We start from the raw sequence: 22302 nt of genomic DNA, 5'->3' as shown, positions 1-22302 counted from the left end.
CGACTGGTTCAGTCGAAGAGGTTCTCGAGGAAGCTGCGCTTGCGGCGTCCGCCGTGGTTGCCGCCGCCGTACGGGCGCGGGGAGTCGGAGTAGCCGTGGCCGCCGTAGGGGCGGGGCGAATCCGAGTAGCCGCGGTGAGGCCGTGGCGAATCGGCGTAACCGCCGCCGCGGTAGGGCTGCGGCGAGTCCGGCCGCCCGTGGGGCCCGGCCGCTCCGTACGGCGGTGGCTGCTGCTGCCGTCCGTAGTAAGAGCTTTCGGCGCCGACGATCTGCTCCAGCTCACCGCGGTCCAGGAAGATGCCGCGGCAGCCGTCGCACTGGTCGATGTGGATCCCGTTCTTGTCGACGGTCCGCATCTGATTCTGACACTTCGGACAAATCACGTATCAGAGCCTACGCATTTTTCGCGCACCGCGTCAGCAGGCGCACAGGCAGAACGGGTGACCCGCCGGATCGGCGTACACCCGGAAGGTCTTGGGCGAGGCGTCGAGGAGCCGCGCGCCGAGGCCCAGCGCGCGCTCGTGCGCCGCTTCGAGGTCGGTGACGTCGAGGTCGAGGTGCGCCTGCTGCGGCTTGTCCGGCGACGGCCACTCGGGCGCCCGATAGTCGTCCACCCGCTGGAATTCGATGCGCGGACCACCCTGTGGATTGACGAGCGTGACCCATCCGTCCTCGATCTTGGGTTCGTCCCAATCAAGCAGCACCCGGTAGAAGCCGGCGAGCGCCGCCGGGTCCGGACAGTCGAGGCACACGCTGCCGAACGTCGGTATCGCACCCATTTTCATCCACGTCCCTCCAGTCGGATAACCGTCGTAGGGAGTATGGAAGTTAGCAAGGCGGTCCGCAACCGCCATTCCCCGTACACTGGTTGTGTGCACACCGACGCTTCCCTGGTGGTCGCCTTCCTCAACACCGTCGACGTCGAACGGAACGAGGACCTACTGGACGACCCGGAGCTCTGGCACCGCTGGTCCGCCGAGCACGCCGGGCACGCGATCGCCCCCGACAAGCCCGCCGACGCCCGCACCACGCCTGCCACCCTCCGCGCCGCACCTGCCGACGCCCGCGCCATGCGCGACCCCGCCCCCGTCACGCCTGCCCGCACCGTGCCCGCCGATGCCCGCGCCACGCCTGAGGCAGCCCGCGCCGTCCGTGACGCACTCCGTGCCGCGATCGGCGATCCTCGCCTGCCGCCCCGGCCACTGGACGTCCCGCTCCACCTCGCCCTGACCGCCGACGGCCCGGCACTGCTGGCCCCCGACGTCATCACCGCCGTACTGGCCGCCGCCACCCGCCTCGCCATCCGCGGCGACTGGGTCCGCCTCAAGATCTGCCCTGCGGACGACTGCCTCTGGGCCTTCTACGACGAGTCCCGCAACCGCTCCCGCACCTGGTGCTCCATGCGCGTCTGCGGCAACCGCGAAAAGGCCCGCTCCTGGCGGGCCCGCACGGCCGGTGTGCACAACTCAAGCCCTGTGGACAACTAGTGCACAGCCACCACATGTGCACGTGCAGACGCACCGGATCCCCACAACTTGTGGACGCCCGTTAGGCCATCACCGTGAAAAGCTGTGGATAACCCCGGGGATAACTCAGCTTCCTGTGGACAACTGGTTTGAGGCTCCCTCGGGTGTGGTATAGCGGTTCGTTCATGTTTCGCCCCGCCCTCCACCTGGGGATGCGCCCTGTGGACAGGCCGCGGCGGCTGTGGACCGCCGCCGGAAAACGCAGAACCACAGCTGCCGCGAAACAGCAGCCACCGCTCAGAACAGCAGCTGTGCCACCGTGTAAATCACCAGCCCGGCCAGCGCCCCCACCACAGTGCCGTTGATCCGGATGAACTGGAGGTCCCGGCCGACCTGCAGTTCGATCTTCCGCGAGGTCTCCTCCGCGTCCCAGCGTTCCACGGTGTCGGTGATGATCGTGGTGATCTCCTTGGAGTAGTTGGAGACCAGGTACACCGCGGCGCTCTCGACCCAGCCGTCGACCTTGCCCGCCAGGGTGTCCTCCGTGATGAGGCGCTCGCCGAGGGCCTCCAGACTCGCGCGGACGCGGCGGCGCAGCTCGCTCGACGGGTCCTCCGCGGCGTTGAGCAGCATCTCCTTCGCCGTCGCCCAGGCCGAGCCGATCAGCTTCTGCACCTCGGCGTGGCTGACGATCTGGCCCTTGACCTGCTCGGCGCGCTCCATCGTCTGCGGGTCGTGCTGCAGGTCCTGCGCGAATTCGCCGAGGAACTTGTCCAGCGCGAGCCGCATCGGGTGGTTGACGTCCGTCTTCACCGCCCAGGTGAAGGCCAGGACCTCGCCGTACACCTTGTCCGCCAGCATCTCGTCGACGAACTTCGGCGACCAGCTCGGCGCGCGGTCCGAGACCACGCGCAGCATCGTGTTGTGGTTGTCGCGGACCCATTCGTAACCGCGGTCGCACATGAGGTCCACGAGCTTGTGGTGCGCGCCGTCCTCGAAGACGCCGGCCAGGATCTTGCCCAGCGGCGGGCCCCACGGCCGGTCGACGATGCGCTTGACCACGGCCTGCTCCATGATCGCCTGCACGTCCTCGTCCCGCAGGACCGTGATGGCGCCGCGCACGACCGTGGCCAGCTCGGACGTCACGCGCTCCGCGTTCGCCGGCTGCCGGAGCCAGCCGCCGAGGCGCCGAGCGATTTCGACGCGCCGCAGCTTGTCGCGGATGACGCCCTCGGACAGGAAGTTGGACCCGACGAACTCGCCGAGGCTGTTGCCCAGCTGGTCCTTCTTGTTCGGGATGATCGCCGTGTGCGGGATCCGCAGGCCCAGCGGATGCCGGAACAGCGCCGTGACGGCGAACCAGTCGGCGAGCGCGCCGACCATGCCCGCTTCGGCGGCCGCGCGGACGTAGCCGACCCAGCCGGGCCAGCCCGAGGATTCCGCCCAGGCCGTGAGCAGGAAGATGACCGTCGCGCCGAGCAGGAAAGCAAGCGCGACCAGCTTCATCTTGCGCAAGCCGCGTTGTTTTTCCGCTTCCCCGGCGGCGCCGCCGGGCGGGTCTGCCGGGGTGAGGTTGGCTGGCGTGAGTTGCTCCACAACGCCATTGTCCGTGAGGATGCGTTTTCGTGCGCGAACCAGCTCTTGTCCCCCGCCTCCGCCCGTTCACCGCGACGATCTTCGCGGAGATGACGGCACTCGCCGTGAAGCACAACGCCGTGAACCTCGGCCAGGGCTTTCCCGACACCGACGGGCCCGCCGGGATGCTCGAAGCCGCGAAGAACGCGCTGTTCGGCGGCTCCAACCAGTACCCGCCCGGCCCCGGACGGCCCGAGCTGCGCGCGGCGATCGCCCGGCACCGGCTGCGGTACGGCACCGAGTACGACCCGGACACGGAGATCCTGGTCACCGCGGGCGCCACCGAGGCCATCACCGCCGCGCTCATCGCGCTGACCGAGCGCGGCGACGAGGTCATCGTCGTGGAGCCGTACTACGACTCGTACGCCGCGGCGGTCGCCATGGCCGGGGCCGAGCGGCGGGTGATCGGCCTCGTCGAGAATCCCGACGGGCGCCTGGAGCTGGACCTCGGCGCCCTGCGCGCCGCGATCACCCCGCGGACGCGCGCGGTGCTGCTGAACTCGCCGCACAACCCGACCGGGACGGTGTTCACGCGCGGGCAGCTGGAGGCCGTCGCCGCGTTGTGCGTGGAGCACGACCTGATCGCGATCACCGACGAGGTCTACGAGCACCTCGTCTTCGACCGCGCCGAGCACATCCCGCTGGCGACGCTGCCGGGCATGCGCGAGCGGACGGTGTCGATCTCGAGCGCCGGCAAGACGTTCAACTGCACCGGCTGGAAGATCGGCTGGGTCTGCTCGACGCCGGAGCTGGTCGCGGCCGTGAAGGCGGCGAAGCAGTTCATCACGTTCGTCTCGGGCGGGCCGCTGCAACCGGCGGTCGCGTACGCGCTGGACAACGAGCTGGAGTGGGTCGAAGGCCTGCGCACGAGCTTGCAGGACAAGCGCGACCGGCTCTCCGCGGGCCTCGCGGACGCCGGTTTCGAGGTGCGCCCGAGCGAGGGCACGTACTTCGTCTGCGTCGACGTCCGGCCGCTCGGCTTCACCGACGCCGCCGAGCTGGCGTGGGAGCTGCCGGAGCGTGTGGGTGTCGCGGCCGTCCCCGTAAAGGTGTTCACCGATCACCCGGAAGAGTGGAAACACCTGCTGCGCTTCGCGTTCTGCAAGCGCAACGAGGTCATCGACGACGCCGTCCAGCGATTGCGGTCACTCGTCTGACCACTTCACGTCGCGGCCGGCGGGCTGTCCTTTCAGTACAGTCGCGGGCCGGTACCCAGCGTTGATCACGCGATACCCTGAGTGGTTGTCCGGCTCGAGACATCAGGTCAAACGCCTGCGGGGACGGTCGAAGGAGGGGCCCGGATGGCCCTGGCGCGACCGTCCGGGAGCACACACGGTGATCAACTTCGGCCGTTCGGACACCAGAGCCGGTGAGGCTGTTCCGCCGTACGGGGTGGATCGAACGCGGGAGAGATGAAACACTCGCGAGCGGTGCTAGAAAGAGTGCAGCCCCGGGGTAACTGCGACCTGGCCGGAAGAGAACCCCAGCAAGATCAGCTTCGTGCGGTGACCGCATGAGCTTCAGGCGCGGACGGTGGTGGTGGCGTGATCGACACGATTCCCGTGCACCCCACTGTGCCTGCGCAAACCATGACTGGGGAAGCTCCGGATTCTCGCGCTGCGGCTGCCCAGGCTGCGGCTGCTGAGCTGAAGGTTGCCTCGGTTCCGGCGACGTCGGCGGGTGGGGCGAGGGCGCACCGTCCGAGGGCTTGGGCTGGTCCGATCGCGCGGCCGACCGCGCGGATCGCGTTGGCGGGTGGGCTGGCGCTGGCCGGATGGCTACTCGGGGCGGTACTCGCGAATACGAGCGCGTCGGCCGATGAGCGGAATGCCGCTGATTCTTCTTCCGGTGACGCTGTCGCCACGGCCTCCGCCCACGCCGGAAAACACGCCACCGACTCTTCACCCGCCCGGCACCACCAGGCCGCCGACGGCCCCCGCGGCTCAACCACCCCCGGCGACCGCGAAGCAACCCACCCCGGCACAGCCGCGACCAGCCGCGGATCGAGAGCCACGGGCACCTCCAGCTCGAGCAGGCCCAGCCACACCGGCTCGACGGCACCGGCGACCACCGCCCCGGACAGCTCGGCCACCGACAACTCGGCTACCGGAACCACTTCGCCGAGCAGCGATGCCGCCTCGTCCAGCAGCGACTCGGCCAACGGGTCCAGCGCCGACGGCAGTGCCAGCACCGCCAACAACGGCAACAGCAGCGCCGGCAACACCGCTGACGGCAGCACGGGCACCTGCGGCAACGCCGAGACCGGCACGGGCGGCAGCGCGAGCAGCAGCAACACCGCCGGCGGCAGCGCGGGCGATGGCATCACCGACGGCAGCAACAACAGCACGGGCACCAGCAGCAACGCCAGCACCGGCACCAGCAGCAGCGCCAGCACAGGCAGCGGCAGCACGGGCAGCACCAGCACTGCCGTCGTGCGGCCGTTGATGGTCGTCCAGCAGCCCCTGGTCCAGCAGCCCGTCGAGAAGCCCGCGGCCCAGCCGGACCAAACGACCCAGCAAACCCAACCGACCGCGCCCAAGCAGAGCGGCGGCCTCCTCGGTGGTCTAGTGGGCGGCCTGGTCGGCGGCCTGGTCGATGTAGTCGACACAACGCTGAACACCGCGCTCACCACCGTCGGCGGGGTCCTCGGGACCGTCAACACCGTCGGGCAGACCGTGTTGCCGCCGTCGACGCCGGGGAACGGCACCGACCTGCCGCCGTTGTTGCCGATCGACGGGGTGCTCGGGCCGGTGTTGTCCGGCGGCTCCGTCAGCGGGGGCGTCACCGCGACCGTGCCGACGCTGATCGGGACGACCGTCGCGCCGGCCAGTGCTACTGCCCCCGCCGTGACCACGCCGGGGGCACCGGCCACGACGACCACCGTCATCTCGAACCGCAACAGCCTCGCCGAGCCGACGGGGACGACGACGAACGGGCTGTCCGGCAACAGCGCGCAGCGGCATCAGCAGCGCGACTCCGACACCCACGCGATCAACGGCGGCGGCAGCGGCGGCGGGGGTGGCGGCGGGCTCCCGGCCGCGCCCAGCGCGCCGATGGCACCGACCACCACCGCCACCCCGGGGCACGACGGCTCCGGCGGCGCGCGGCAGGCGTTCGCCGTTTCCGGCGACTGCGCCACCACCACTCAGCTCAAGCTGATCGGGGTCAGCCGCGACCACGAGGTCGACGGCGCGGGCCGGGAAGCGGCCCTGCCCACCACCTCCCCGGACTGACCGGCACCTGGTCCTCCGGGGAGAGCCGCGTCCAAATCAAGATCAACTTCTTGTTCGCGCGCCCTGTGCGGCTGCGCCGCGCCCTCCCCTGAAAGCGCTGTTACCCGCTGACGAAACACAGGGGCAGATCCATGCACACCTTCCTGCTTCCCGACCGGCCGACCGCGCCCGGCCGGATCGGGTCCCGGTCCCGGCGCCGCGCTGCCCCTGCGGCGCCGGGACCCACAACGGGCGTGCTCCGGAGGTCCTCGCTCACCGCGCCGAGCGAGAACCTGCGCCAACCGAAGCCCGCCTGAGCCGTCGGCGCTTCCCGGCACGTCGAGGGGCTGTGCCAGAAAGCCGCCACGGTGCCCGCTCCGTTCTGCGGAGCGGGTGACGAACAGCCGGTGCGCCGGATGTGACCGCCACCCTCCCTGGAGTGGCCAGGACCATCCGGTGCACCGGCTGTTTATCGTCAAAAGCCTTACGTCACCGGCACATTCACGGCCGGCAGTCCCCGCACCGAGCCCGCCGCCGCGCTCAGCCGGCGGACGGCCTCGAACAGCTGGTCCGGCGGCAACCCGAACGGCACCCGCAGCCACCGCTCCAAACCACCCTGCACGCCGAATCGCGAGCCCGGCGCCAGCTGCACGCCGTGGTTCGCCGCCGAGACCGCCAGCCGGGTGCTCATCGGCTCCGGCAGCCGGCACCACAGTGAGAGCCCGCCGGACGGCACCTCGAACGTCCATTCCGGGCAGTACCACTTCAGCGCCCCGACCAGCGCGTCCCGCTGTCCCTTGAGCTCCTCCCGGCGACGCGCCAGCGCCTCGTAGCCCGCCGGCTCCAGCAGCGACGCCAGCACCAGCTGCTCGAAGACCGGCGCGCCCAGGTCCACCGCGAACCGCGACGAAGTCAGCCGGTCCACCAGGTCCGCGGACGCCCGGATCCAGCCCAGCCGCAGCCCGCCCCAGTGGGACTTCGCGGCGGAGCCGACGGTCAGCGACAGGTCGCCGGCGAACGCGGCCAGCGGCGGCGGCCCGTCCACCGGATCGCCCTCGTAATCCAGCTCCACCAACGATTCGTCGACGACCACCGGGGTCCGCGAACGGGCCAGCAGCCCGCCGAGCCGCTCGCGGGCCGCCGCGTCCAGCCGCAGGCCGGTGGGGTTCTGGAAGTCGACCACCAGGTAGCCGAACCGCGGCGACGCCTGGCGCAGCGCGGCCTCGATCCCGGCCAGGTCCCAGCCGCGCACCGGGTCGAGCGCCACCGGGACGGGCAGGGCGTGGGCGGCGCGGATGGCGTCGAGCGCGTTGGGATAGGTCGGCTGCTCGACCAGCACCCGGTCGCCCGGGCCGGCGAGCATCCGCAGGCAGAGCACAAAAGCCGAGTACGCGCCGCCGGTCACCACCACCTGCTCCGGCGACGTCGGCAAGCCACGCGCGGTGTAGCGCTCGGCGATCCGCTCACGCAGCAATGGCAGTCCGCCGGTGAGGTAGCCGTTGCCGGTGACGTACTCGGCCATGTCGCGCCGCGCGTCGTCGATCGCGGACATCAGCCCAGGCAACGCGGCCGGCGCGGCGCGCGCCAGGTCGAGCAGGCCTTCGCCGGACGGCAGCGCGGGCTCGTGTCCCCGCCGTCCGTTGCCGGCGATCCAGGAACCGGCGCCGCGACGGCTGGCTACCAGGCCGTCTTCACGCAGCCGGTCGAGGGCCGCGCCGATGAGCGTCCGGCTGACGGCCAGCGCTTCGGCCAGCTCCCGCTCCGCGGGCAGCCGGGTGCCGATGGGGAGCTGGCCGTCGAGCACCTGCAGCTCGACGGCCGCGGCGAGGTCGGCCGCGCCCTGGCGGGAGCCCCGGCGCCGCCACTCCCCCAGCAACACGGCCAATCTCTGACCGGAGACTCGACTCCCCAGCGGTACCTGCGATTCCATGAGTCCAATTATCCAGAATTGGCCATGGTTTACCAGACCAGTTGTGCCGGATAGTGCAGAAGTGGCAACAATCGATCTCAGTCCGCTCAGCCTCCGCCGGGCCCCCGCGCTCCGCGGCCTCCAGCTCCTCGGCGGGCTCTCGCTCTACGGCGCCAGCATGGCGATGCTCACCCGCGCGGGCCTCGGCCTCGACCCGTGGGACGTGCTCAACGACGGCGTCACGAAGATCACCGGGCTGAGCTTCGGCACGGTCAGCGGGATCGTGTCGGTGTTCGTGCTGCTGCTCTGGATCCCGCTACGCCAGCGCCCCGGCATCGGGACGGTCGCGAACATCGCGGTGATCTCCGTGACCGTCGACGCCGTCCGCGCCGTGCTGCCCGACCAGCACGTGCTCACCTGGCAGATCGTGCTGCTGGCCGGCGGCGTGCTCCTGAACGCCATCGCGACCGCCGTCTACGTCGGCACCCGCCTGGGCCCCGGCCCGCGCGACGGGCTGATGACCGGGCTCACCGCGCGCACCGGCCGATCGGTGCGGCTGGTCCGCACCGGGATCGAGGTGACGGTGCTGGCCGCCGGCTGGCTGCTCGGCGGCAGTGTCGGCGTCGGGACCGTGCTCTACGCGGCGTCGATCGGCCCCCTGACCCACGCGCTCCTGCCGCTCGTCACGTGGCGGTCCGGGCACCGCCAGCAGGAACAGCATCAGCCCGCCGCGCGCTGACCGACTGCCCGGCGCACGCTCAGGTAGTCGACGCCGCGCGCGGCCAGCAGGTCGGCGACCGCGCCCTTCTGCTGCACCAGCGCGAGCAGCATGTGCTCCTGGCCCAGGTGCTTGTCGCCGAGCTTGACGGCTTCGCGCAGGCTCAGCTCCAGCGTTTTCTTGGCCTCGCCGGTGAACGGGATGTGGCCGCGGCGGCCGCGTTTCCCGCCGCCCGCCAGCGCGCCCTCGCCGTGCGTCTGCTCGATGCGCTCGACGATCTGGTCGACGTCGATGCCGAACTCCGTGAGCGCCTCGACGTCGGCGTCGCTGATCCCGCCGCGGCGCCGGATTCGCTCCAGCTCGGCGAGCAACTCGGCCTGCGAAACGCCCAGCTGTTCCAGCAGCCGCCGCGCGTCGCCGTTTTCCGCTCTGGCGAGGCCGGCGAACACCTCCTGCGGCGAGACCTCCCGCGAACCCAGCTCCCGGGCCACGATCTGCGCCTCGACCACGGCCATCCGCGCGTCGATGGTGAACCGTTCGAACATCAGTTCCTCCCGTGCTTCTTGTGCACTGCCTGCCGGCTGACCCCCAGCTCGGCGGCGATCTCCTGCCAGGACCAGCCGTGCATCCGCGCGCTGCGCACCTGGACGGCCTCGAGTTGCTCCACCAGCCGACGGAGCGCCGCGACCGCGCGAAGCCCCACGCGGGGATCGCGGTCGCCGGCCCGTGCGGCCAGGTCTGTTGCTTCCGTCATGCCTGTCAATCTAGGTTGACAAGCCGGCCGTGTCAACCTTGGTTGACGGGAGGACTCGTGAGTGTTCACGACGGTTAGAACCGGCATAGGCACTCACGAGGGTTGAGGACGGCCGTGGGTCCCGGGTTAGAGTCGGCTGATGCCCGAGATCGCGATCGCCGAGCGGGCCGGGGTCGGTGCGGACGGCCTGCCCCGGCCGACCGAAGACCACGTCGTCGTGCTGGACAACGCCGTGCTGGTGCTGGACGGCGCGACGTCGCCGAGCCCGGACCTGCCGCCCGGCGGCTGGTACGCGGGGCTGCTGGTGCGGGAGCTGGCCACCGAGCTGAGCGCGCAGCCCACTGCCGACCTGGGTGACGCGCTGGCATCGGCCATCGCCGGCGTCGCGGAGGCGCAGCAGCTGACTCCGCGCAACTCGCCGTCGAGCACCGTCTCGATCGTGCGCTGGGACGCCGAGCAGGTGGAAGCCCTTGTCCTGGCGGACAGTCCGATTGTCGCGTTCGGACAGTTCGGCACCGATGTGGTCTCCGACGACCGGCTGCTTTCCCTGCGCGACGGCGGCCTGCTGCAGACCGGCGCTGACGTCCGACGGCGGCGCAACGCCGAGGGCGGCTTCTGGGTCGCGGAGGCCGACCCGGTCGCGGCGGAGAAGGCCGTGCGACGCCGGTGGCCGCGCGCGGAGGTCGACGCGGTGCTGCTGGCCACCGACGGCGTCTCCATCGGCGTCGACGAGTACCGCCTCTTCGGCTGGCCGGACGTGCTGCGGCTGGCCCGGGCGAGCGGGCCGGACGCGGTGCTGGACGCCGTCCGCACCGCGGAGAAGCAGGACCCGCAGGGCGAACGCTGGCCGCGCGCGAAGCGGCACGACGACCAAGCACTGGTCGTCGCGGAGTTCAACCCCTGTCGCGACCAGGGGTGAATTCAGGGTTTTCCCGGATCACGGGAGGGCCCGGAACCGGAACCCTGTGATCATGGGGAATTCACGGGGGGTCCGGATCTGGCGGCTGGCCGCGCTCGCGGCGATCGCGTGGGGCATGTTCACCATCACCGTGCTGCACATCATCAGCTCGCGGAACCCGGTGTACGACACGTTGTCGAGCTACATCATCACCGACCGCGGCCAGGGCATGCTCGGCGCGAGCGTGCTCTCGCTGGCCATCGGCTCGCTCGCGGTGCTCGGCACGCTGGTGGCGGCGGGCGTGCCGCTGCCGCGGACCACCCGGGTGCTGCTCACGCTCTGGTCACTGGGGCTGGCGACGGCGGCGGTCTTCCCGGCCAGCTACCCGCCGAACCCGAACCCGCTGAGCGGCGACATCCACATGTACTCGTGCCTGGTGGCGTTCACCAGCTTGCCCGGCGCGGCCATCACCCTGCTCGACCCGCTGCGCGACAGCCCGTACCGCGCGATCGTGGTGCGCTGGCTGCGGCTCGGCGTGGTGGTGCTGGGGCTGTTCGGGCTGAGCTTCCTGTTCGTCCGGCTGGACGAGGCGGGCATCGCGCCGTTCCACGTGCTCGCCGACGCCGTGCCGATCGGGGTGACGCAGCGCCTGATGCTGATCGCCGACGTCCTCCTGCTGCTGGGCCTGGTCCGCATCGCGGTCCGGACCGACGCGGCCAAGGCCCTGGTTCCGGCAGTTTCGCAGCTCGAGCCCGAGCGAAGCTGACTTCACTCCTCCATGGCGGCCGCGAATTCCGGGGCGTAGCCGTACAGCCCGGGCAGGCCTCCGGTGTGGACGAAGACCACCGTCTCGTCCGGGTCGAACCGGCCGGCCGCCGACCATTCCACCAGCGCGGCCGCGACTTTGCCGGTGTAGACCGGGTCCAGGACCACGCCCTCGGTGCGGCCGAACAGCCGTAGCGCGCCCCAGGTCTCGGGCGCCGGGATGCCGTAGCCCTCGCCGAGGGTGGAGTCGCTCATCCACACGTGGTCCAGCACCGGGGTGTCGATGCCGAGGAGCTGCGCGGTCGAGGTGACCAGGTGCGTCAGGTTCTCCGTGGCCTCGCCGATCGGATGGCTGACGCACGCGAAGTCCGCGCCCAGCGAGCCGAGCAGCGCCGTCCCGAGCGCGATGCCCGCCGCCGTGCCGCCGCTCGCGTGCGGGCCGACGACGCGGGCCCGGCTGATGCCCGCGGCCGAAAGCTGGTGAGCCAGCTCGCGCGTCGCGTCCAGATAACCCAAGGCGCCCAAGGCATCCGAGCCGCCGACGGGGATGGTCGCCACCTTCCGGCCCTCCGCCGCGGCCTCGGCCACCAGCTCGTCGTACGTCCGCCCGGTCTCCTCGTCGTCGGCGCAGACGTGCACCCGCGCGCCGAACAGCAGGTCCAGCGGGATGTTGCCGGAGCGCTCGTACGCCTCGCCCGAGCGCGGGACTTTCGCGGTGAGCACCAGCTCGCAGCGCAGGCCGAGGCGCGCGCACGCGGCGGCCGTCTGACGGCCGTGATTGGTCTGCAGCGCGCCGAACGTGATCACGGTGTCGGCGCCGGAAGCCAGCGCCGCGCCGAGGTGGAAGTCGAGCTTGCGCAGCTTGTTGCCGCCGAGGCCGAGCGGGTGCACGTCGTCGCGCTTGAGCAGCAGGTTCGGCAGCCCCAGTGCTTCGCCGAGCCGCGGCGCCGGGACCAGCGGCGTCGGCCACCCGCCCAGCCCGGCCCGCGGGAAAACTTCGAGAGCGGGAAACCGGTCGAAGTCGAACGTCATCGATCCTCCGTGGGCTGAGGCGGTTCTCGGTTCACCGTAACCGTTGCCCGGCAAAACGCCGGATGGCTGACACCGCCCGCGCCGGGCTGCCAGGCCCGTGCCAGCCGCGTGTGCGCGGCCCGACAGCGCCCGCCGGCAGCCTGAGCAGGTCACCATCACCGAGCACGAGAAGAGCGAACATGTCCACTCCGGTCACCATCATCGGCGCGGGCCTCGCCGGCCTCACCCTGGCGCGGGTCCTGCACCGCCAAGGCATCCCGGCCGCCGTTTACGAGGCCGAGCCCTCGGTTGCCGCACGCGCCCAGGGCGGGATGCTCGACATCCACGACTACAACGGCCAGCTCGCCGTCGAGGCCGCCGGCCTCATGGCCGAGTTCCGCGAGCTGGTGCTGGAGGGCCGCCAGGCGATGCGGATCGTCGACCAGCACGGCAAGGTGCTGTTCGAGAAGGCCGACGACGGCACCGGCGGCCGTCCCGAGGTGCAGCGGGGCGAACTGCGCCAGCTGCTGCTCGACTCGCTCCCGCCGGGCACCGTCCACTGGGGACGCAAGGTCAGCGACGTCCGCAGCCTGGGCGAAGGCCGTCACGAGGTGGCTTTCACCGACGGCACCACCATCAGCACCGGCCTGCTGGTCGGCGCCGACGGAGCCTGGTCCCGCGTCCGGCCGCTGGTGTCCGACGCGGTGCCCGAGTACACCGGCGACTCGTTTGTCGAAACCTGGCTGTACGACGCCGATGCGCGCCACCCAGCTGCCGCGAAGGCCGTCGGCGGCGGAACCCTGAGCACGACCGGGAAGGCCGGTTCGATCAACGCGCACCGGGAGCGCGACGCGACCCTGCACACCTACGTGATCCTCACCCGGTCCCAGGAGTGGTTCGCCGGCATCGACTTCACCGACCCGGCCGCGGCCACCGCGCGGATCGCGGCCGAGTTCGACGGCTGGGACCCGGTGCTCACCTCGCTGATCACCGACGCCGACACCCCGCCGATCCTGCGGCCCCTCTTCGGGCTGCCGGCCGGGCACCGATGGGACCCGCGTCCCGGCGTGACCCTCATCGGCGACGCCGCCCACCTCGCGCCGCCGGACGGCGAGGGCGCCAACAACGCGATGCTCGACGGCGCCGAACTCGCCCAGGCCATCGCCGCGCACCCCGGCGACGTCGACGCCGCGCTCCGCGAGTTCGAGCAGGCCATGTTCCGCCGCAATGCCACGCCCACCGACGGCAGGGAGTTCCTGGTGCAGCTCTTCGGCGACAACCCGCCCCAGGAGCTGGTCGACCTGTTCTTCTGAGCCGGTTCTCTCAGGTCGGCGTGGTAACGTTCGTTCGAACGAACGAGAGACGGGAGCCGCTGATGACCGTCAGCCCCGAGACGACCGCCTTCGCCGGCCTGGCCGCGCAGTCCACCGCGCTCGCCGCCGGTTCGGTCACGTCCGCCCAGCTCACCGCCACCGCGCTGGACCAGGCGAACGCGAGCCAGCCGGTGCTCAACGCGTTCCGCCGGATCCGTGACGAGGACGCGCTCGCCGAAGCAGCCGAGGCCGACCGCCGCCTCGCGAACGGCGAGCGCGCCCCGCTGCTCGGCGTGCCCGTCGCGATCAAGGACGACGTGGACCTGGCCGGCCAGCCCACCGCGTTCGGCTGCCCCGGGGACTTCCCCGTGGCCATCGCCGACGCGCCCGCGGTCGCCCGGCTCAAGCAGGCCGGCGCGGTGATCGTCGGCAAGACGAACACGCCTGAGCTGGGCCAATGGCCGTTCACCGAGGGTGCCGCGTTCGGCGCGACACGCAACCCGTGGGACCCCGGCCACACGCCCGGCGGCTCCTCCGGCGGGTCGGCCGCCGCCGTCGCCGCGGGCATCGTGGCGGGCGCGCTCGGCTCCGACGGCGCGGGCTCGGTGCGCATCCCCGCCGCGTGGACCGGCCTGGTCGGCATCAAGCCCCAGCGCGGCCGCATCCCCACCGGCGGCGAGCTGTTCCACGGCCTGACGGTGCTCGGCCCGCTGGCCCGCACGGTCGGCGACGCCGCGCTGCTGCTCGACGTCACCGCGGGCACCGGCACCGCGTTCCAGACCGCCGCGAAGCGGGAACCGGGACGGCTGCGCATCGGCCTGTCCACCAGGATTCCTTTCACGGCAACGAAAACCCGGCTCGACCCGGTGGTCGAGGCCGCCGTGCGGGACACCGCCGAGAAGCTGGCCGCGCTCGGCCACGAGATCGTCGAGCTGGAGCCGGACTACGGACTGGTCGGCCTGACCTTCCTGCCGCGCTCGCTCACCGGGGTGCGCGACTGGACCCGTCGCGTCCCCGCCGTGGCCGCGCTCGACCCGCGCACCCGCAGCAACGCGCAACAGGGCCGCCTGCTCGCCGGGCCGGCGCTGAAGCTCGCGCGCGCCTTCGAACCCGCGCTGCAACGCCGGATCGGCTCGGTCTTCGGCCGCGTCGACGTGCTGCTCACCCCGACCACCGCGACCCCGCCGCCCGCCGTCGGCACGTTCGACGGCCTCACCGGCTGGCGCACCGACCAGACGATGATCGCCGCTTGCCCCTACGCTTGGCCGTGGAACGTGCTGGGCTGGCCGGGCGTCAACGTCCCGGCCGGGCGGACCGCCGGCGGGCTGCCGCTCGGCGCGCAGCTGCTCGGCCCGTCGCACGCGGAAGAGCGGCTGATCTCCGTTGCCGCGCAACTGGAAGAGGTCGAACGATGGCAGGAGCGCCGGCCCGCGACGGTGTGGTGAGCACCCGCGACTCGATCCTGCGCGCGACGCTGAAAGTGGTCGGCGAGGTCGGCGTCGGCGGCCTGACCAACCGGCGGATCGTGGCCGCGGCGGGCGTCTCGCTCGGCACGCTGACCTACCACTTCCCCAGCCAGACCGAGCTACTGCGCGAGGCCATGCTGCTGTTCGCCGAGGACGAGACGGCGAAGCTCACGGCGATCGTCGACGCGCACCGCGCCGACGGCCTGAACCTCGAGCAGGGCGCCGCCGTCGTCGAGCAGGTCATCAAGCAGCTGCCCTTCGGCACCGACGAGCTGGCGCCGCACGAGTTGTACCTCCAGGCCGCGCGTGATCCCGCGCTGCGCGAAGCGTCCTCGCGCTGCTTCGCCGCGTACGACGACCTGGCCATCGCGATCCTGCGCGCGCTCGGCGTCGCAGAGCCGGAGCGGCTGGCCGGCCACGTAGTCGCGCTGATCGCCGGCTTGCAGCTACGCCGGTTCTCGACCGGCGTCGACGTCCCGGCCGCCGAGCCGCTGATGATGCTGCTGCGCGGCGCGCAGGTGTGAGGTGGCGCCGCCGGTCGTGAGGGGGACCGCCGTGTGGCGGTACTTCGGCGACTTCCGCGACGTGCTGCTCGCCGGCCAGGTGCTGGTGCTGCAGGTCGCGCACCCCGTGGTCGCGGCCGGCGTGCGCGACCACTCGGACTACACCGAGGACCCGTGGACCCGCCTGATGCGCACCGCCGCCTCGCTCTCGATCTACGTCTACGGCGGCGCTGATGGTGCCCGCGTCGAGGCTGCGCGGCTGCGGAAGCTGCACCGGACGTTCACCGGCATCGACCACGGCCACCGCTACAGCGCCCTCGACCCGGCCGCCTACGCCTGGGTGCACGCGACGCTGGTCAAGGTTCCCGTTGACGTACAACGTTTTTTCGGCCGTCCACTGTCTGCTTTGGAGCTCGACGAGTACTACGCGCAGATGTGCGACATCGGCCGAACGCTCGGCGTCCGCCAGCGGGACCTGCCGCCGGACTGGGCCGCGTTCGAGCAGTACTACGCCGACATGGTCGCGAGCTTCGAGCCGAACGACACGATCACCACGCTCCTGCACACGATCCGCACCGTCCGCAAACCCGTGCGGTGGCTGCCGGACCGCTGGTGGTGGCCGTTGCGGCGGCGTCAGGCGCAGGCCCAGCTCTTCCTGCTGCGAGCGACGTTGCCACCGGAGTTCCGTTCCCGCCTTGGTCTACAGTGGACTTTGGCCGATCAACGGCGGTTCACCCGTTTCCGCCGGGTGGTCAGGATCCTCGGCGCACTGGTCCCGCCGCCGCTGCGCACCGCGCACATGCGCTGGGTCGGGAAGCTGAACGTCTGGCTACGCGCACACCCCTGGGCCTACCGGCTCCTCCCCTGAACCCGCGCATAGTGCGCCCGCGCCTTCGCCCGGTTCCCGCAACGGGACATCGAGCACCACTGCCGCGTCCGACGCGGCGAAACGTCGTGGAAACGCAGCCCGCAGTCGTCCGCCGCGCAGATTCGGACCAGGGCGTCCGAGGCCGCCAAGTCAACGGCGTCCGAGGCGATGGCACCCAACGCCGTCGCCACCCAGTCCGGTGGGGCGGGGACCTCGCGGTGCAGGACGCCGTCGTCGAGGCGCAGGCGGGCGGGAGGCGGGGACGCCGCAGTCCTGTTGACGATCAGTACGTCGGCCGCGCGTGGTGGCGCCGTGAGCAGCCGGTTGACGGCCTCGCGCAGCGTCTTCGCCGCGGTCACGTTTGCGCTGGTCACAGACCTGCGGCCGATGGCGAAGCCCGCCAGCCCCAGCCATTCGGCCAGCGCCGCCGGCGACGTCAGCAGCTCCACCGGCTCGGCGAGGTGCCGCGAGCGGAGCGTGTTGACGAGGTCGAGGCACGGGCGCCCGCCGTCGAAGACCCAGTCCATGCGGCTGATTCTAACCGTTGCCACCGGTTAGGCTCGACGGCTACCGTCTAACCCTATGAGCCAGTTAGAACCAAGCACCACCCAGGTCGGCGGCCTCCGGATGCACTACCTCCGTGGCGGCGACGGCCCGCCGGTTTTCCTGCTGCACGGCTGGCCGCAGACGTCGCACTGCTGGCACCGCGTCGCCGGGCCGCTGGCCGAGACGCACACGGTGATCGCGCCCGATCTGCGTGGTTACGGCCGCACCGACAAACCCGTTGGCGGCTATGACAAACGCACCATGGCCGCCGACGTCGCGGGGCTCGCGGAGCAGCTCGGCTTCGAACGCGTGGCGGTCGTCGGGCATGACCGCGGCGGGCGCGTCGGCCACCGGTGGGCGCTGGACCGTCCCGACCAGGTCGAACGGCTGGCCGTGCTGGACATCGCGCCGACCCGCGAGATGTGGCGCCGCCTCGACAGCGACATCGCGAACGGCTACTGGCACTGGCTGTTCCACCTCCAGCCCGATCTGCCGGAGCTGCTCGCGGGCCAGAACATCGCCGCGTACCTGGGCTACTTCTTCGAACGCTGGACCTTTCAACGCCAGGGCCTGGCCGCCGAGGACGTCGCCGAGTACGTCCGCGCCTTCTCCGCCCCGGGCGCCCTGCGCGCCGGCTTCGACGACTACCGCGCGTCCTTCCCGCACGACGCGGACCTCGACAACGCCGACTTCGCCGCGGGCCGCCGCGTCACCCAGCCGCTGCTCGCCCTCTGGGGCCGGAACGGCCTGCTCGGCAAGCTCCCGACGCTCGACATCTGGCGCGAGTACGGCGAGCAGGTGACCGGCGCCGCGCTGGCCGAATGCGGCCATTTCCTGCCCGAGGAACAGCCGGACGCCGTGCTCGCCCACCTTCGCGAGTTCCTGGGCACCTAAGGGTCCCCCTCCCCCGTGTTGGGGACGGATCTTCCCCCGCCGCCGTGACGATTCGGGCCCCGCCGGGCCGCTACTTTCGATCGTGATGGGGACCACACTGCGCAGTTCGGTACCAATCCGACTACAGCCACGGCGGAAACGGGTTCCGGCAAGCGGATCGGCTGCAGCCCGTGTCCGCCTACTTCCGGTCGGATTGGTACCGAGGGGGCGGCGCGCGGCGCTGCTGGGGCTGCTGTGCGCATTGGGGATCGCGCTCGGCGGCGGCACCGCGCACGCCGACGGCGCGCCGGTCGGGAACGACATCCAGGTGGCGCAGACGCTCGGCGCACGCGAGCTGACCGTGATCATCCGGCGGATCGACGTGACGCCGGGGCCGCTGCACGTCGACGTCGTCACGCACGCCGGGACCACCCCGGGCACGATCCACCTGCAGGCCGCGGCCGCCGGCGTGGTCGTCTCGCGCGGCGACGTCACGCTCGGCGCGACGCCCGGCATCTACTCCGGGACGCTGCAGGCCGACCAGCCCGGGCCGTGGGAGCTGGGGCTGACCGACGCCGCCGGCGGGCCCACCGCGACGATCCCGTTTGTCATCCCGGCGCGCGTCGTGCCGCCGTGGGAGAAGGCGACGTACGGCGGCTTCGTCGCGGCCGGCGTCTTCCTGCTTCTCGCACTCGGCGTCGCGCTTCGCTCGCGAAGGACCGCGTACGCGCTGGTTCCGGCGGGCGGGATGGTCGCGGCGCTGGCCGTCGCGGTCACCGGCGCGCTGCTGTCAGCCGGCACGCCCCCGCCGCCCGCGCCCGGCAGCCAGCTGGACCCGACCGTCGACAACGTCACCGACCCGTACGCGCTGTCCCGGCTGCCGGTCACGGACTACTCGCGCCCGCCGGTCAACTTCACCGCGAAAAACCTTGCCACCAAAGGAACTCCGGCCGAGCTGGACCTGCGCTTCACCGACGGCTCCACCGGCCGCCCGGCCGACGACCTGGTGATCCACGACGACGCGCTGGTGCACCTGATCGTCGTCTCACCGTCGGGACGGCTGTGGCACCTGCACCCGGTGCGCGTCGCGCCCGGCGAGTACCGCGTGCCGCTCGCCCCGCCGGAATCCGGCACGTACGCGGTGTCCGCGGAGCTTGAACGCCGGGGTGGCGGGGTGCAGCTGGCCCGGTCCACTGTGGACCTGACCGGTGGGTCGGGCGCGGCCGCCGCGGTCCCCGCCGGGCCGGGAAAACGAGTGGTCGACGGGGTTCCGGTCGACGTCACCACCACACCACTCTCCACCGGCGTCCCGGTCACGGTCACCGCGCACTTCCCGGAAGGCGACCTCCAACCGTGGCTCGGAATGCTGGGCCACCTGATCGTCATCGGCCCGCTGCCCTCGGCCGACGGCGTGGGCGCGGCCGCGGCGACGGCGCCGACCTGGGCCCACGCGCACGCGATGCCGCCGTACGTCCCAGGGCTGACCGGGATCCCGGACGAGACCGTCGCCGCCTACGGGCCCGACGTGCCGTTCACCTACACGTTCACCACGCCCGGCCGATACCGGCTGTGGCTGCAGGCCGAGCGCGACTGGTCCGTCGTCACCGTCCCGGTGGTGCTCGACGTGCCGGCCGCGGAAGGAGGGGGACAGTGACCGCCGAAATCCCAGCCGCGCCAAGGCAAAGACGCCGTCCGGTGCTGCTGATCGCCGTGGTCGTCGTGGTGGCGGCCGTGCTGCTCGGCTGGCTGCTCTGGGGCGGGGGCGGCACGACCGGGCCCACGGTGCAGCGCTCGACGTCCGGGCCGTACACCGTGCAGCTGTCCACGGACTCGCCGCGCGTCGGCGGCAACACGTTCGCCTTCGACGTCACCGGCCCGGCGCCCGAAGGCGTCACCGTGGAGCCGGTGATGCCGCAGATGGGCCACGCGATCACGCCGGTGCCCGCGACGGCCGACGGGCCGGGCCGCTTCCGCGCCGCCGACGTCGGCCTGCCGATGTCCGGGCAGTGGGAGATCACGGTCTCCCTGCGCGGGCCCGCCGGCGCCGCCCAAGTCGTTTTTCCCGTGTTGGTCAACCAATAAGGAGGGGACGGGAATGGATCTCACCGCGTCGGGGGCCCGCGTGGCCGTCACGACAAAAAGGGCACGCCCGGGGCTCGTGCCCGCGAGCACCGTGCTCGGGGGCTCGGTGATCTCGATGATCGGGCTCACCTGGGACGTGCAGTGGCACAGCGACGTCGGCCCGGACACGTTTTTCACGCTGCCGCACCTGTTCCTGTACGCGGGCAGCGCGATCGTCGGGCTGGCGAGCCTCGCCGTGGTGCTGCTGACCACGGCCGCGCAGCGCGCCGGGCGGCCGGTGGACGCGCGGATCGGCGGGCGCGCGATCAACGTGTTCGGCCGGACTTTCGCCGCGCCGGCGGGGTATCTCGTGTCCGGCGTCGGCGCCGCGGCCTTCCTGCTCTACGGGCTGTGGGACCAGTGGTGGCACGGGCTGTACGGCTTCGACGCGGTGATCGACTCGCCGCCGCACATCGGGCTGCTGCTCTCGATCACGCTGTCGATCATCGGCACCACCATGGTCTTCGCCGCGGCGCGCGAGCACCGCTGGGGCCGGGTCGGGGTGTTCGGCTCGCTGGCGGTGCTGATCGCGTTCAGCGCGGTCACGGTGCTGGGGCTGCAACAGGTCAACATCGAGCCGGTTTCGGCGACCTCGGTGGGCACGGCGTTCCTCGCGGTGCTGATGATCACCGCGGGCGCGGGCTTCCTGCGCCGTCCGGGCGGCGCGGTGCTGACGGCCGCGATCCTGGCCGTGATCCAGGCGCTGTTCTGGTGGTTCTCGCCCTGGGCGGCGCGGGCGTACGCGGACCTCGTCGGGCTGCCGGTGCGCGACTACGTGAACGGCGTGCCGGACATGCCCGCGCTGATGCCGATGCTGCTGCTGCCGATCGCCGCGGTGCTGGAGGTGTTGTTCGTGCTGTCCCGGCGGCGGAGCTGGCAGCCGGGCCGGGTGTCGGTGGTGGCCGGCGGGATCGGCGGGTTGCTGATCGGGGTGAGCATGCCGTTGCAGGACGTCTGGATCTACCCGCTCCGGGTCGTCGACCTGCCGACCGTGCTGGCCACCGGGGCGGTGGCGGGCGTGCTGGGGCTGCTCGGTGGGTTCGCCGGGTGGCGGTTCGGCGGGATGCTGCGGCTGCTGGCCCCCGCCACGGGCCAATCGAGTGACTTGGGTGCCACGGCGAAGGGGAACACCGATGCGTAAGACCTTGCTGGCGTTGTGCGCCGTGGTGGGACTGCTGTTCCTCTCCGCCGCGCCCGCGAACGCCTACGAACCCGTCAACATCGTCCACACCGAGCGGGTGCAGGCCGGGCCGTACGGGCTGACCATCGGCTTCTCGACCTGGCCGGTGCGTGCGATGCAGTCGCTGGACTTCACCTTCATCCCGGACGGCGGCATCGGCACCAAAACCGGCACGCTGTCCATGTACAACCCGGAATCCAACCACTTCACCCGGCCCCAGCCGCTGGCCCGGCACCCCCGTAAACGCGACGTGTGGGGGCTGGACATCCGGTCGCTGCCGGCCGAGGGCGCGTGGACGTTCCGGTTCGCGGTCAACGGACCCCAGGGCCCGGGCACCGGGGACCTGAAGAACCTGACCGTGCTGCCCCAGCCGGGGCCGCCGATGGGGCTGAGCTGGGCGATCAGCACCCTGCCGCTGATCGTGCTGGCGGTGCTGGTGGTGCTCGCCTGGCGGCGCACCCGGTCGCGGCTGCGCGGTGGCGGGATTCCGGCTGCCGCCGCCTGACCCGCCCCCACCTGCCAAGCCGTTAAGGCCTCCTTACCCGCGTCCGACGCGGGTAAGGAGGCCTTAACGGCGTCAGCTCCAGACTCGCCACGGTGGGTCACTCAGACTCACCCCATCGGGTGACATTTGGTGAACTTCCCACGGCGTGGCCGAATTCAGGTGCTGGGCGGCAGGTCGAACTGCCCCGCCTTGACCGCCACCAGGAACGCCGCCCACTCGCCGGCGTCGAAGACCAGCACCGGGCTCTGCGCGAGCTTGGTGTCACGGACGCCCACCAGGCCTTCCCGGCCCAGGTTGACCTCCACGCAGTTGCCGCCGTTGGGCTCGCTGGCGAACGACTTCCCCCAGGCGGCGTCCTCGAACAGCGATTTGACGGCGTTCGGGTCGTAATCCGGGGACGACGGATAATCCGCCATGGGTCGTACCTCCGAGTCTTCGGCCACGGCGTGCGGTCGCGGCGCACGTCCCCGGCTTCTTTCTGTCACTACGGAGCAAACCGCAGGGCCAAGCGGGTGATCAACTCGGCCCGATCTCGACATGAAGATTATTCCAGGAGTAG

The 22302-nt window shown here is 71.7% G+C and carries 25 protein-coding genes; 15 read left to right on the top strand and 10 right to left on the bottom strand.

The features are described 5' to 3' along the window. Positions 1–8 precede the first annotated feature (8 nt). Entirely contained in the window at positions 9–383 is a 375-nt protein-coding gene (locus OG371_RS17980) for a TFIIB-type zinc ribbon-containing protein (protein ID WP_329070681.1), read from the bottom strand. A 33-nt stretch (positions 384–416) separates the two neighbouring features. After that, a complete protein-coding gene (locus OG371_RS17975; RefSeq protein ID WP_329070679.1) occupies positions 417–779 on the bottom strand; it encodes a VOC family protein in 363 nt (120 codons plus the stop codon). 93 nt (positions 780–872) lie between these two features. Here OG371_RS17975 and OG371_RS17970 point away from each other — a divergent pair, with 93 nt between their 5' ends. Further along, the gene (locus OG371_RS17970; protein ID WP_442876120.1) at positions 873–1487 is read left to right on the top strand and encodes a CGNR zinc finger domain-containing protein; all 615 of its coding nucleotides are present in this window, start codon (positions 873–875) and stop codon (positions 1485–1487) included. A 276-nt stretch (positions 1488–1763) separates the two neighbouring features. Here the strand turns inward: OG371_RS17970 and OG371_RS17965 are convergent, their stop codons facing one another. Next, positions 1764–3062, bottom strand: coding sequence for a DUF445 domain-containing protein (locus tag OG371_RS17965; RefSeq protein ID WP_329070676.1), 1299 nt, complete (start codon positions 3060–3062; stop codon positions 1764–1766). A gap of 29 nt (positions 3063–3091) precedes the next feature. Here OG371_RS17965 and OG371_RS17960 point away from each other — a divergent pair, with 29 nt between their 5' ends. Next, the gene (locus OG371_RS17960; RefSeq protein WP_329070674.1) at positions 3092–4258 is read left to right on the top strand and encodes a pyridoxal phosphate-dependent aminotransferase; all 1167 of its coding nucleotides are present in this window, start codon (positions 3092–3094) and stop codon (positions 4256–4258) included. A 335-nt stretch (positions 4259–4593) separates the two neighbouring features. Here OG371_RS17960 and OG371_RS17955 read toward each other — a convergent pair whose 3' ends face one another. Then, on the bottom strand, positions 4594–5520 hold the full coding sequence (locus tag OG371_RS17955; protein WP_329070672.1) for a hypothetical protein: 927 nt from the start codon (positions 5518–5520) through the stop codon (positions 4594–4596). Positions 5521–5533: 13 nt separating this feature from the next. Between OG371_RS17955 and OG371_RS17950 the strand changes: the two genes are divergently transcribed. Further along, the gene (locus tag OG371_RS17950) at positions 5534–6334 is read left to right on the top strand and encodes a hypothetical protein (protein ID WP_329070670.1); all 801 of its coding nucleotides are present in this window, start codon (positions 5534–5536) and stop codon (positions 6332–6334) included. Positions 6335–6797: 463 nt separating this feature from the next. Here the strand turns inward: OG371_RS17950 and yczR are convergent, their stop codons facing one another. Then, positions 6798–8243 (bottom strand): MocR-like transcription factor YczR, encoded by a 1446-nt coding sequence (gene yczR / locus OG371_RS17945; protein ID WP_329070668.1) that lies wholly within the window; start codon positions 8241–8243, stop codon positions 6798–6800. A 61-nt stretch (positions 8244–8304) separates the two neighbouring features. Between yczR and yczE the strand changes: the two genes are divergently transcribed. Next, positions 8305–8961, top strand: a complete 657-nt coding sequence (gene yczE / locus OG371_RS17940) for a membrane protein YczE (protein ID WP_329070666.1) — start codon at positions 8305–8307, stop codon at positions 8959–8961. Here yczE and OG371_RS17935 read toward each other — a convergent pair. Continuing rightward, positions 8943–9485 carry a Clp protease N-terminal domain-containing protein gene (locus tag OG371_RS17935; protein ID WP_329070664.1) on the bottom strand — a complete coding sequence of 181 codons (543 nt, stop codon included), beginning with the start codon at positions 9483–9485 and terminating at the stop codon, positions 8943–8945. The genes yczE and OG371_RS17935 overlap by 19 nt on opposite strands. Continuing rightward, on the bottom strand, positions 9485–9694 hold the full coding sequence (locus tag OG371_RS17930) for an ECF-type sigma factor (protein WP_329070663.1): 210 nt from the start codon (positions 9692–9694) through the stop codon (positions 9485–9487). The genes OG371_RS17935 and OG371_RS17930 overlap by 1 nt, the downstream gene beginning before the upstream one ends. A 139-nt stretch (positions 9695–9833) precedes the next feature. Between OG371_RS17930 and OG371_RS17925 the strand changes: the two genes are divergently transcribed. Then, on the top strand, positions 9834–10613 hold the full coding sequence (locus tag OG371_RS17925; RefSeq protein ID WP_329070661.1) for a hypothetical protein: 780 nt from the start codon (positions 9834–9836) through the stop codon (positions 10611–10613). A gap of 52 nt (positions 10614–10665) precedes the next feature. Then, positions 10666–11358, top strand: coding sequence for a DUF998 domain-containing protein (locus OG371_RS17920; RefSeq protein ID WP_329070659.1), 693 nt, complete (start codon positions 10666–10668; stop codon positions 11356–11358). 2 nt (positions 11359–11360) lie between these two features. Here OG371_RS17920 and OG371_RS17915 read toward each other — a convergent pair whose 3' ends face one another. After that, positions 11361–12389: a D-cysteine desulfhydrase family protein gene (locus OG371_RS17915; protein ID WP_329070657.1), complete on the bottom strand. Its 1029-nt coding sequence runs from the start codon at positions 12387–12389 to the stop codon at positions 11361–11363. A 179-nt stretch (positions 12390–12568) separates the two neighbouring features. Between OG371_RS17915 and OG371_RS17910 the strand changes: the two genes are divergently transcribed. From OG371_RS17910 to OG371_RS17895, 4 genes are all read left to right on the top strand, one after another. Further along, positions 12569–13681, top strand: a complete 1113-nt coding sequence (locus OG371_RS17910) for an FAD-dependent oxidoreductase (protein WP_329070655.1) — start codon at positions 12569–12571, stop codon at positions 13679–13681. 62 nt (positions 13682–13743) lie between these two features. Next, a complete protein-coding gene (locus tag OG371_RS17905) occupies positions 13744–15126 on the top strand; it encodes an amidase (RefSeq protein WP_329070654.1) in 1383 nt (460 codons plus the stop codon). Beyond that, entirely contained in the window at positions 15093–15671 is a 579-nt protein-coding gene (locus tag OG371_RS17900; protein ID WP_329070652.1) for a TetR/AcrR family transcriptional regulator, read from the top strand. The genes OG371_RS17905 and OG371_RS17900 overlap by 34 nt, the downstream gene beginning before the upstream one ends. A gap of 1 nt (position 15672) precedes the next feature. After that, a complete protein-coding gene (locus OG371_RS17895; protein WP_329070651.1) occupies positions 15673–16518 on the top strand; it encodes an oxygenase MpaB family protein in 846 nt (281 codons plus the stop codon). Here OG371_RS17895 and OG371_RS17890 read toward each other — a convergent pair. Then, entirely contained in the window at positions 16500–17045 is a 546-nt protein-coding gene (locus OG371_RS17890; protein ID WP_329070649.1) for a CGNR zinc finger domain-containing protein, read from the bottom strand. The genes OG371_RS17895 and OG371_RS17890 overlap by 19 nt on opposite strands. Before the next feature lie 55 nt (positions 17046–17100). On the opposite strand from OG371_RS17890, the gene OG371_RS17885 reads away from it, so the two are divergent. The 5 genes from OG371_RS17885 (at position 17101) to OG371_RS17865 (ending at position 21743) form a co-directional block, all read left to right on the top strand. Beyond that, complete coding sequence (locus OG371_RS17885; protein WP_329070647.1) at positions 17101–17958, top strand: alpha/beta fold hydrolase; 858 nt, start codon at positions 17101–17103, stop codon at positions 17956–17958. Positions 17959–18151: 193 nt separating this feature from the next. Beyond that, a complete protein-coding gene (locus OG371_RS17880) occupies positions 18152–19591 on the top strand; it encodes a hypothetical protein (RefSeq protein ID WP_329070645.1) in 1440 nt (479 codons plus the stop codon). Next, entirely contained in the window at positions 19588–20019 is a 432-nt protein-coding gene (locus OG371_RS17875; RefSeq protein ID WP_329070643.1) for a FixH family protein, read from the top strand. The genes OG371_RS17880 and OG371_RS17875 overlap by 4 nt, the downstream gene beginning before the upstream one ends. A 13-nt stretch (positions 20020–20032) precedes the next feature. Continuing rightward, positions 20033–21199 carry a hypothetical protein gene (locus OG371_RS17870; RefSeq protein WP_329070642.1) on the top strand — a complete coding sequence of 389 codons (1167 nt, stop codon included), beginning with the start codon at positions 20033–20035 and terminating at the stop codon, positions 21197–21199. Then, a complete protein-coding gene (locus OG371_RS17865; RefSeq protein ID WP_329070640.1) occupies positions 21192–21743 on the top strand; it encodes a hypothetical protein in 552 nt (183 codons plus the stop codon). Before OG371_RS17870 ends, OG371_RS17865 begins: the two co-directional genes overlap by 8 nt. A 155-nt stretch (positions 21744–21898) precedes the next feature. On the opposite strand, the gene OG371_RS17860 is transcribed toward OG371_RS17865, so the two are convergent. Further along, positions 21899–22159 (bottom strand): DUF397 domain-containing protein, encoded by a 261-nt coding sequence (locus tag OG371_RS17860; RefSeq protein ID WP_329070638.1) that lies wholly within the window; start codon positions 22157–22159, stop codon positions 21899–21901. Between the last annotated feature and the right edge of the window lie 143 nt (positions 22160–22302).

This window comes from Amycolatopsis sp. NBC_01480, from assembly GCF_036227205.1.
Lineage (GTDB): Bacteria > Actinomycetota > Actinomycetes > Mycobacteriales > Pseudonocardiaceae > Amycolatopsis.
Note: the sequence above shows the minus strand (reverse complement) of the source record. Positions and strands in the feature narration are given on the sequence as shown.

Coding starts and splice junctions, on each gene's coding strand:
- OG371_RS17925 (WP_329070661.1), top strand. CDS start 9,834: ATGCCCGAGATCGCGATCGCCGAGCGGGCCGGGGTCGGTGCGGACGGC.
- OG371_RS17910 (WP_329070655.1), top strand. CDS start 12,569: ATGTCCACTCCGGTCACCATCATCGGCGCGGGCCTCGCCGGCCTCACC.
- OG371_RS17860 (WP_329070638.1), bottom strand. CDS start 22,159: ATGGCGGATTATCCGTCGTCCCCGGATTACGACCCGAACGCCGTCAAA.
- yczR (WP_329070668.1), bottom strand. CDS start 8,243: ATGGAATCGCAGGTACCGCTGGGGAGTCGAGTCTCCGGTCAGAGATTG.
- OG371_RS17905 (WP_329070654.1), top strand. CDS start 13,744: ATGACCGTCAGCCCCGAGACGACCGCCTTCGCCGGCCTGGCCGCGCAG.
- OG371_RS17920 (WP_329070659.1), top strand. CDS start 10,666: ATGGGGAATTCACGGGGGGTCCGGATCTGGCGGCTGGCCGCGCTCGCG.
- OG371_RS17900 (WP_329070652.1), top strand. CDS start 15,093: ATGGCAGGAGCGCCGGCCCGCGACGGTGTGGTGAGCACCCGCGACTCG.
- OG371_RS17890 (WP_329070649.1), bottom strand. CDS start 17,045: ATGGACTGGGTCTTCGACGGCGGGCGCCCGTGCCTCGACCTCGTCAAC.
- OG371_RS17865 (WP_329070640.1), top strand. CDS start 21,192: ATGCGTAAGACCTTGCTGGCGTTGTGCGCCGTGGTGGGACTGCTGTTC.
- OG371_RS17885 (WP_329070647.1), top strand. CDS start 17,101: ATGAGCCAGTTAGAACCAAGCACCACCCAGGTCGGCGGCCTCCGGATG.
- OG371_RS17930 (WP_329070663.1), bottom strand. CDS start 9,694: ATGACGGAAGCAACAGACCTGGCCGCACGGGCCGGCGACCGCGATCCC.
- OG371_RS17915 (WP_329070657.1), bottom strand. CDS start 12,389: ATGACGTTCGACTTCGACCGGTTTCCCGCTCTCGAAGTTTTCCCGCGG.
- OG371_RS17870 (WP_329070642.1), top strand. CDS start 20,033: ATGGATCTCACCGCGTCGGGGGCCCGCGTGGCCGTCACGACAAAAAGG.
- OG371_RS17975 (WP_329070679.1), bottom strand. CDS start 779: ATGGGTGCGATACCGACGTTCGGCAGCGTGTGCCTCGACTGTCCGGAC.
- OG371_RS17935 (WP_329070664.1), bottom strand. CDS start 9,485: ATGTTCGAACGGTTCACCATCGACGCGCGGATGGCCGTGGTCGAGGCG.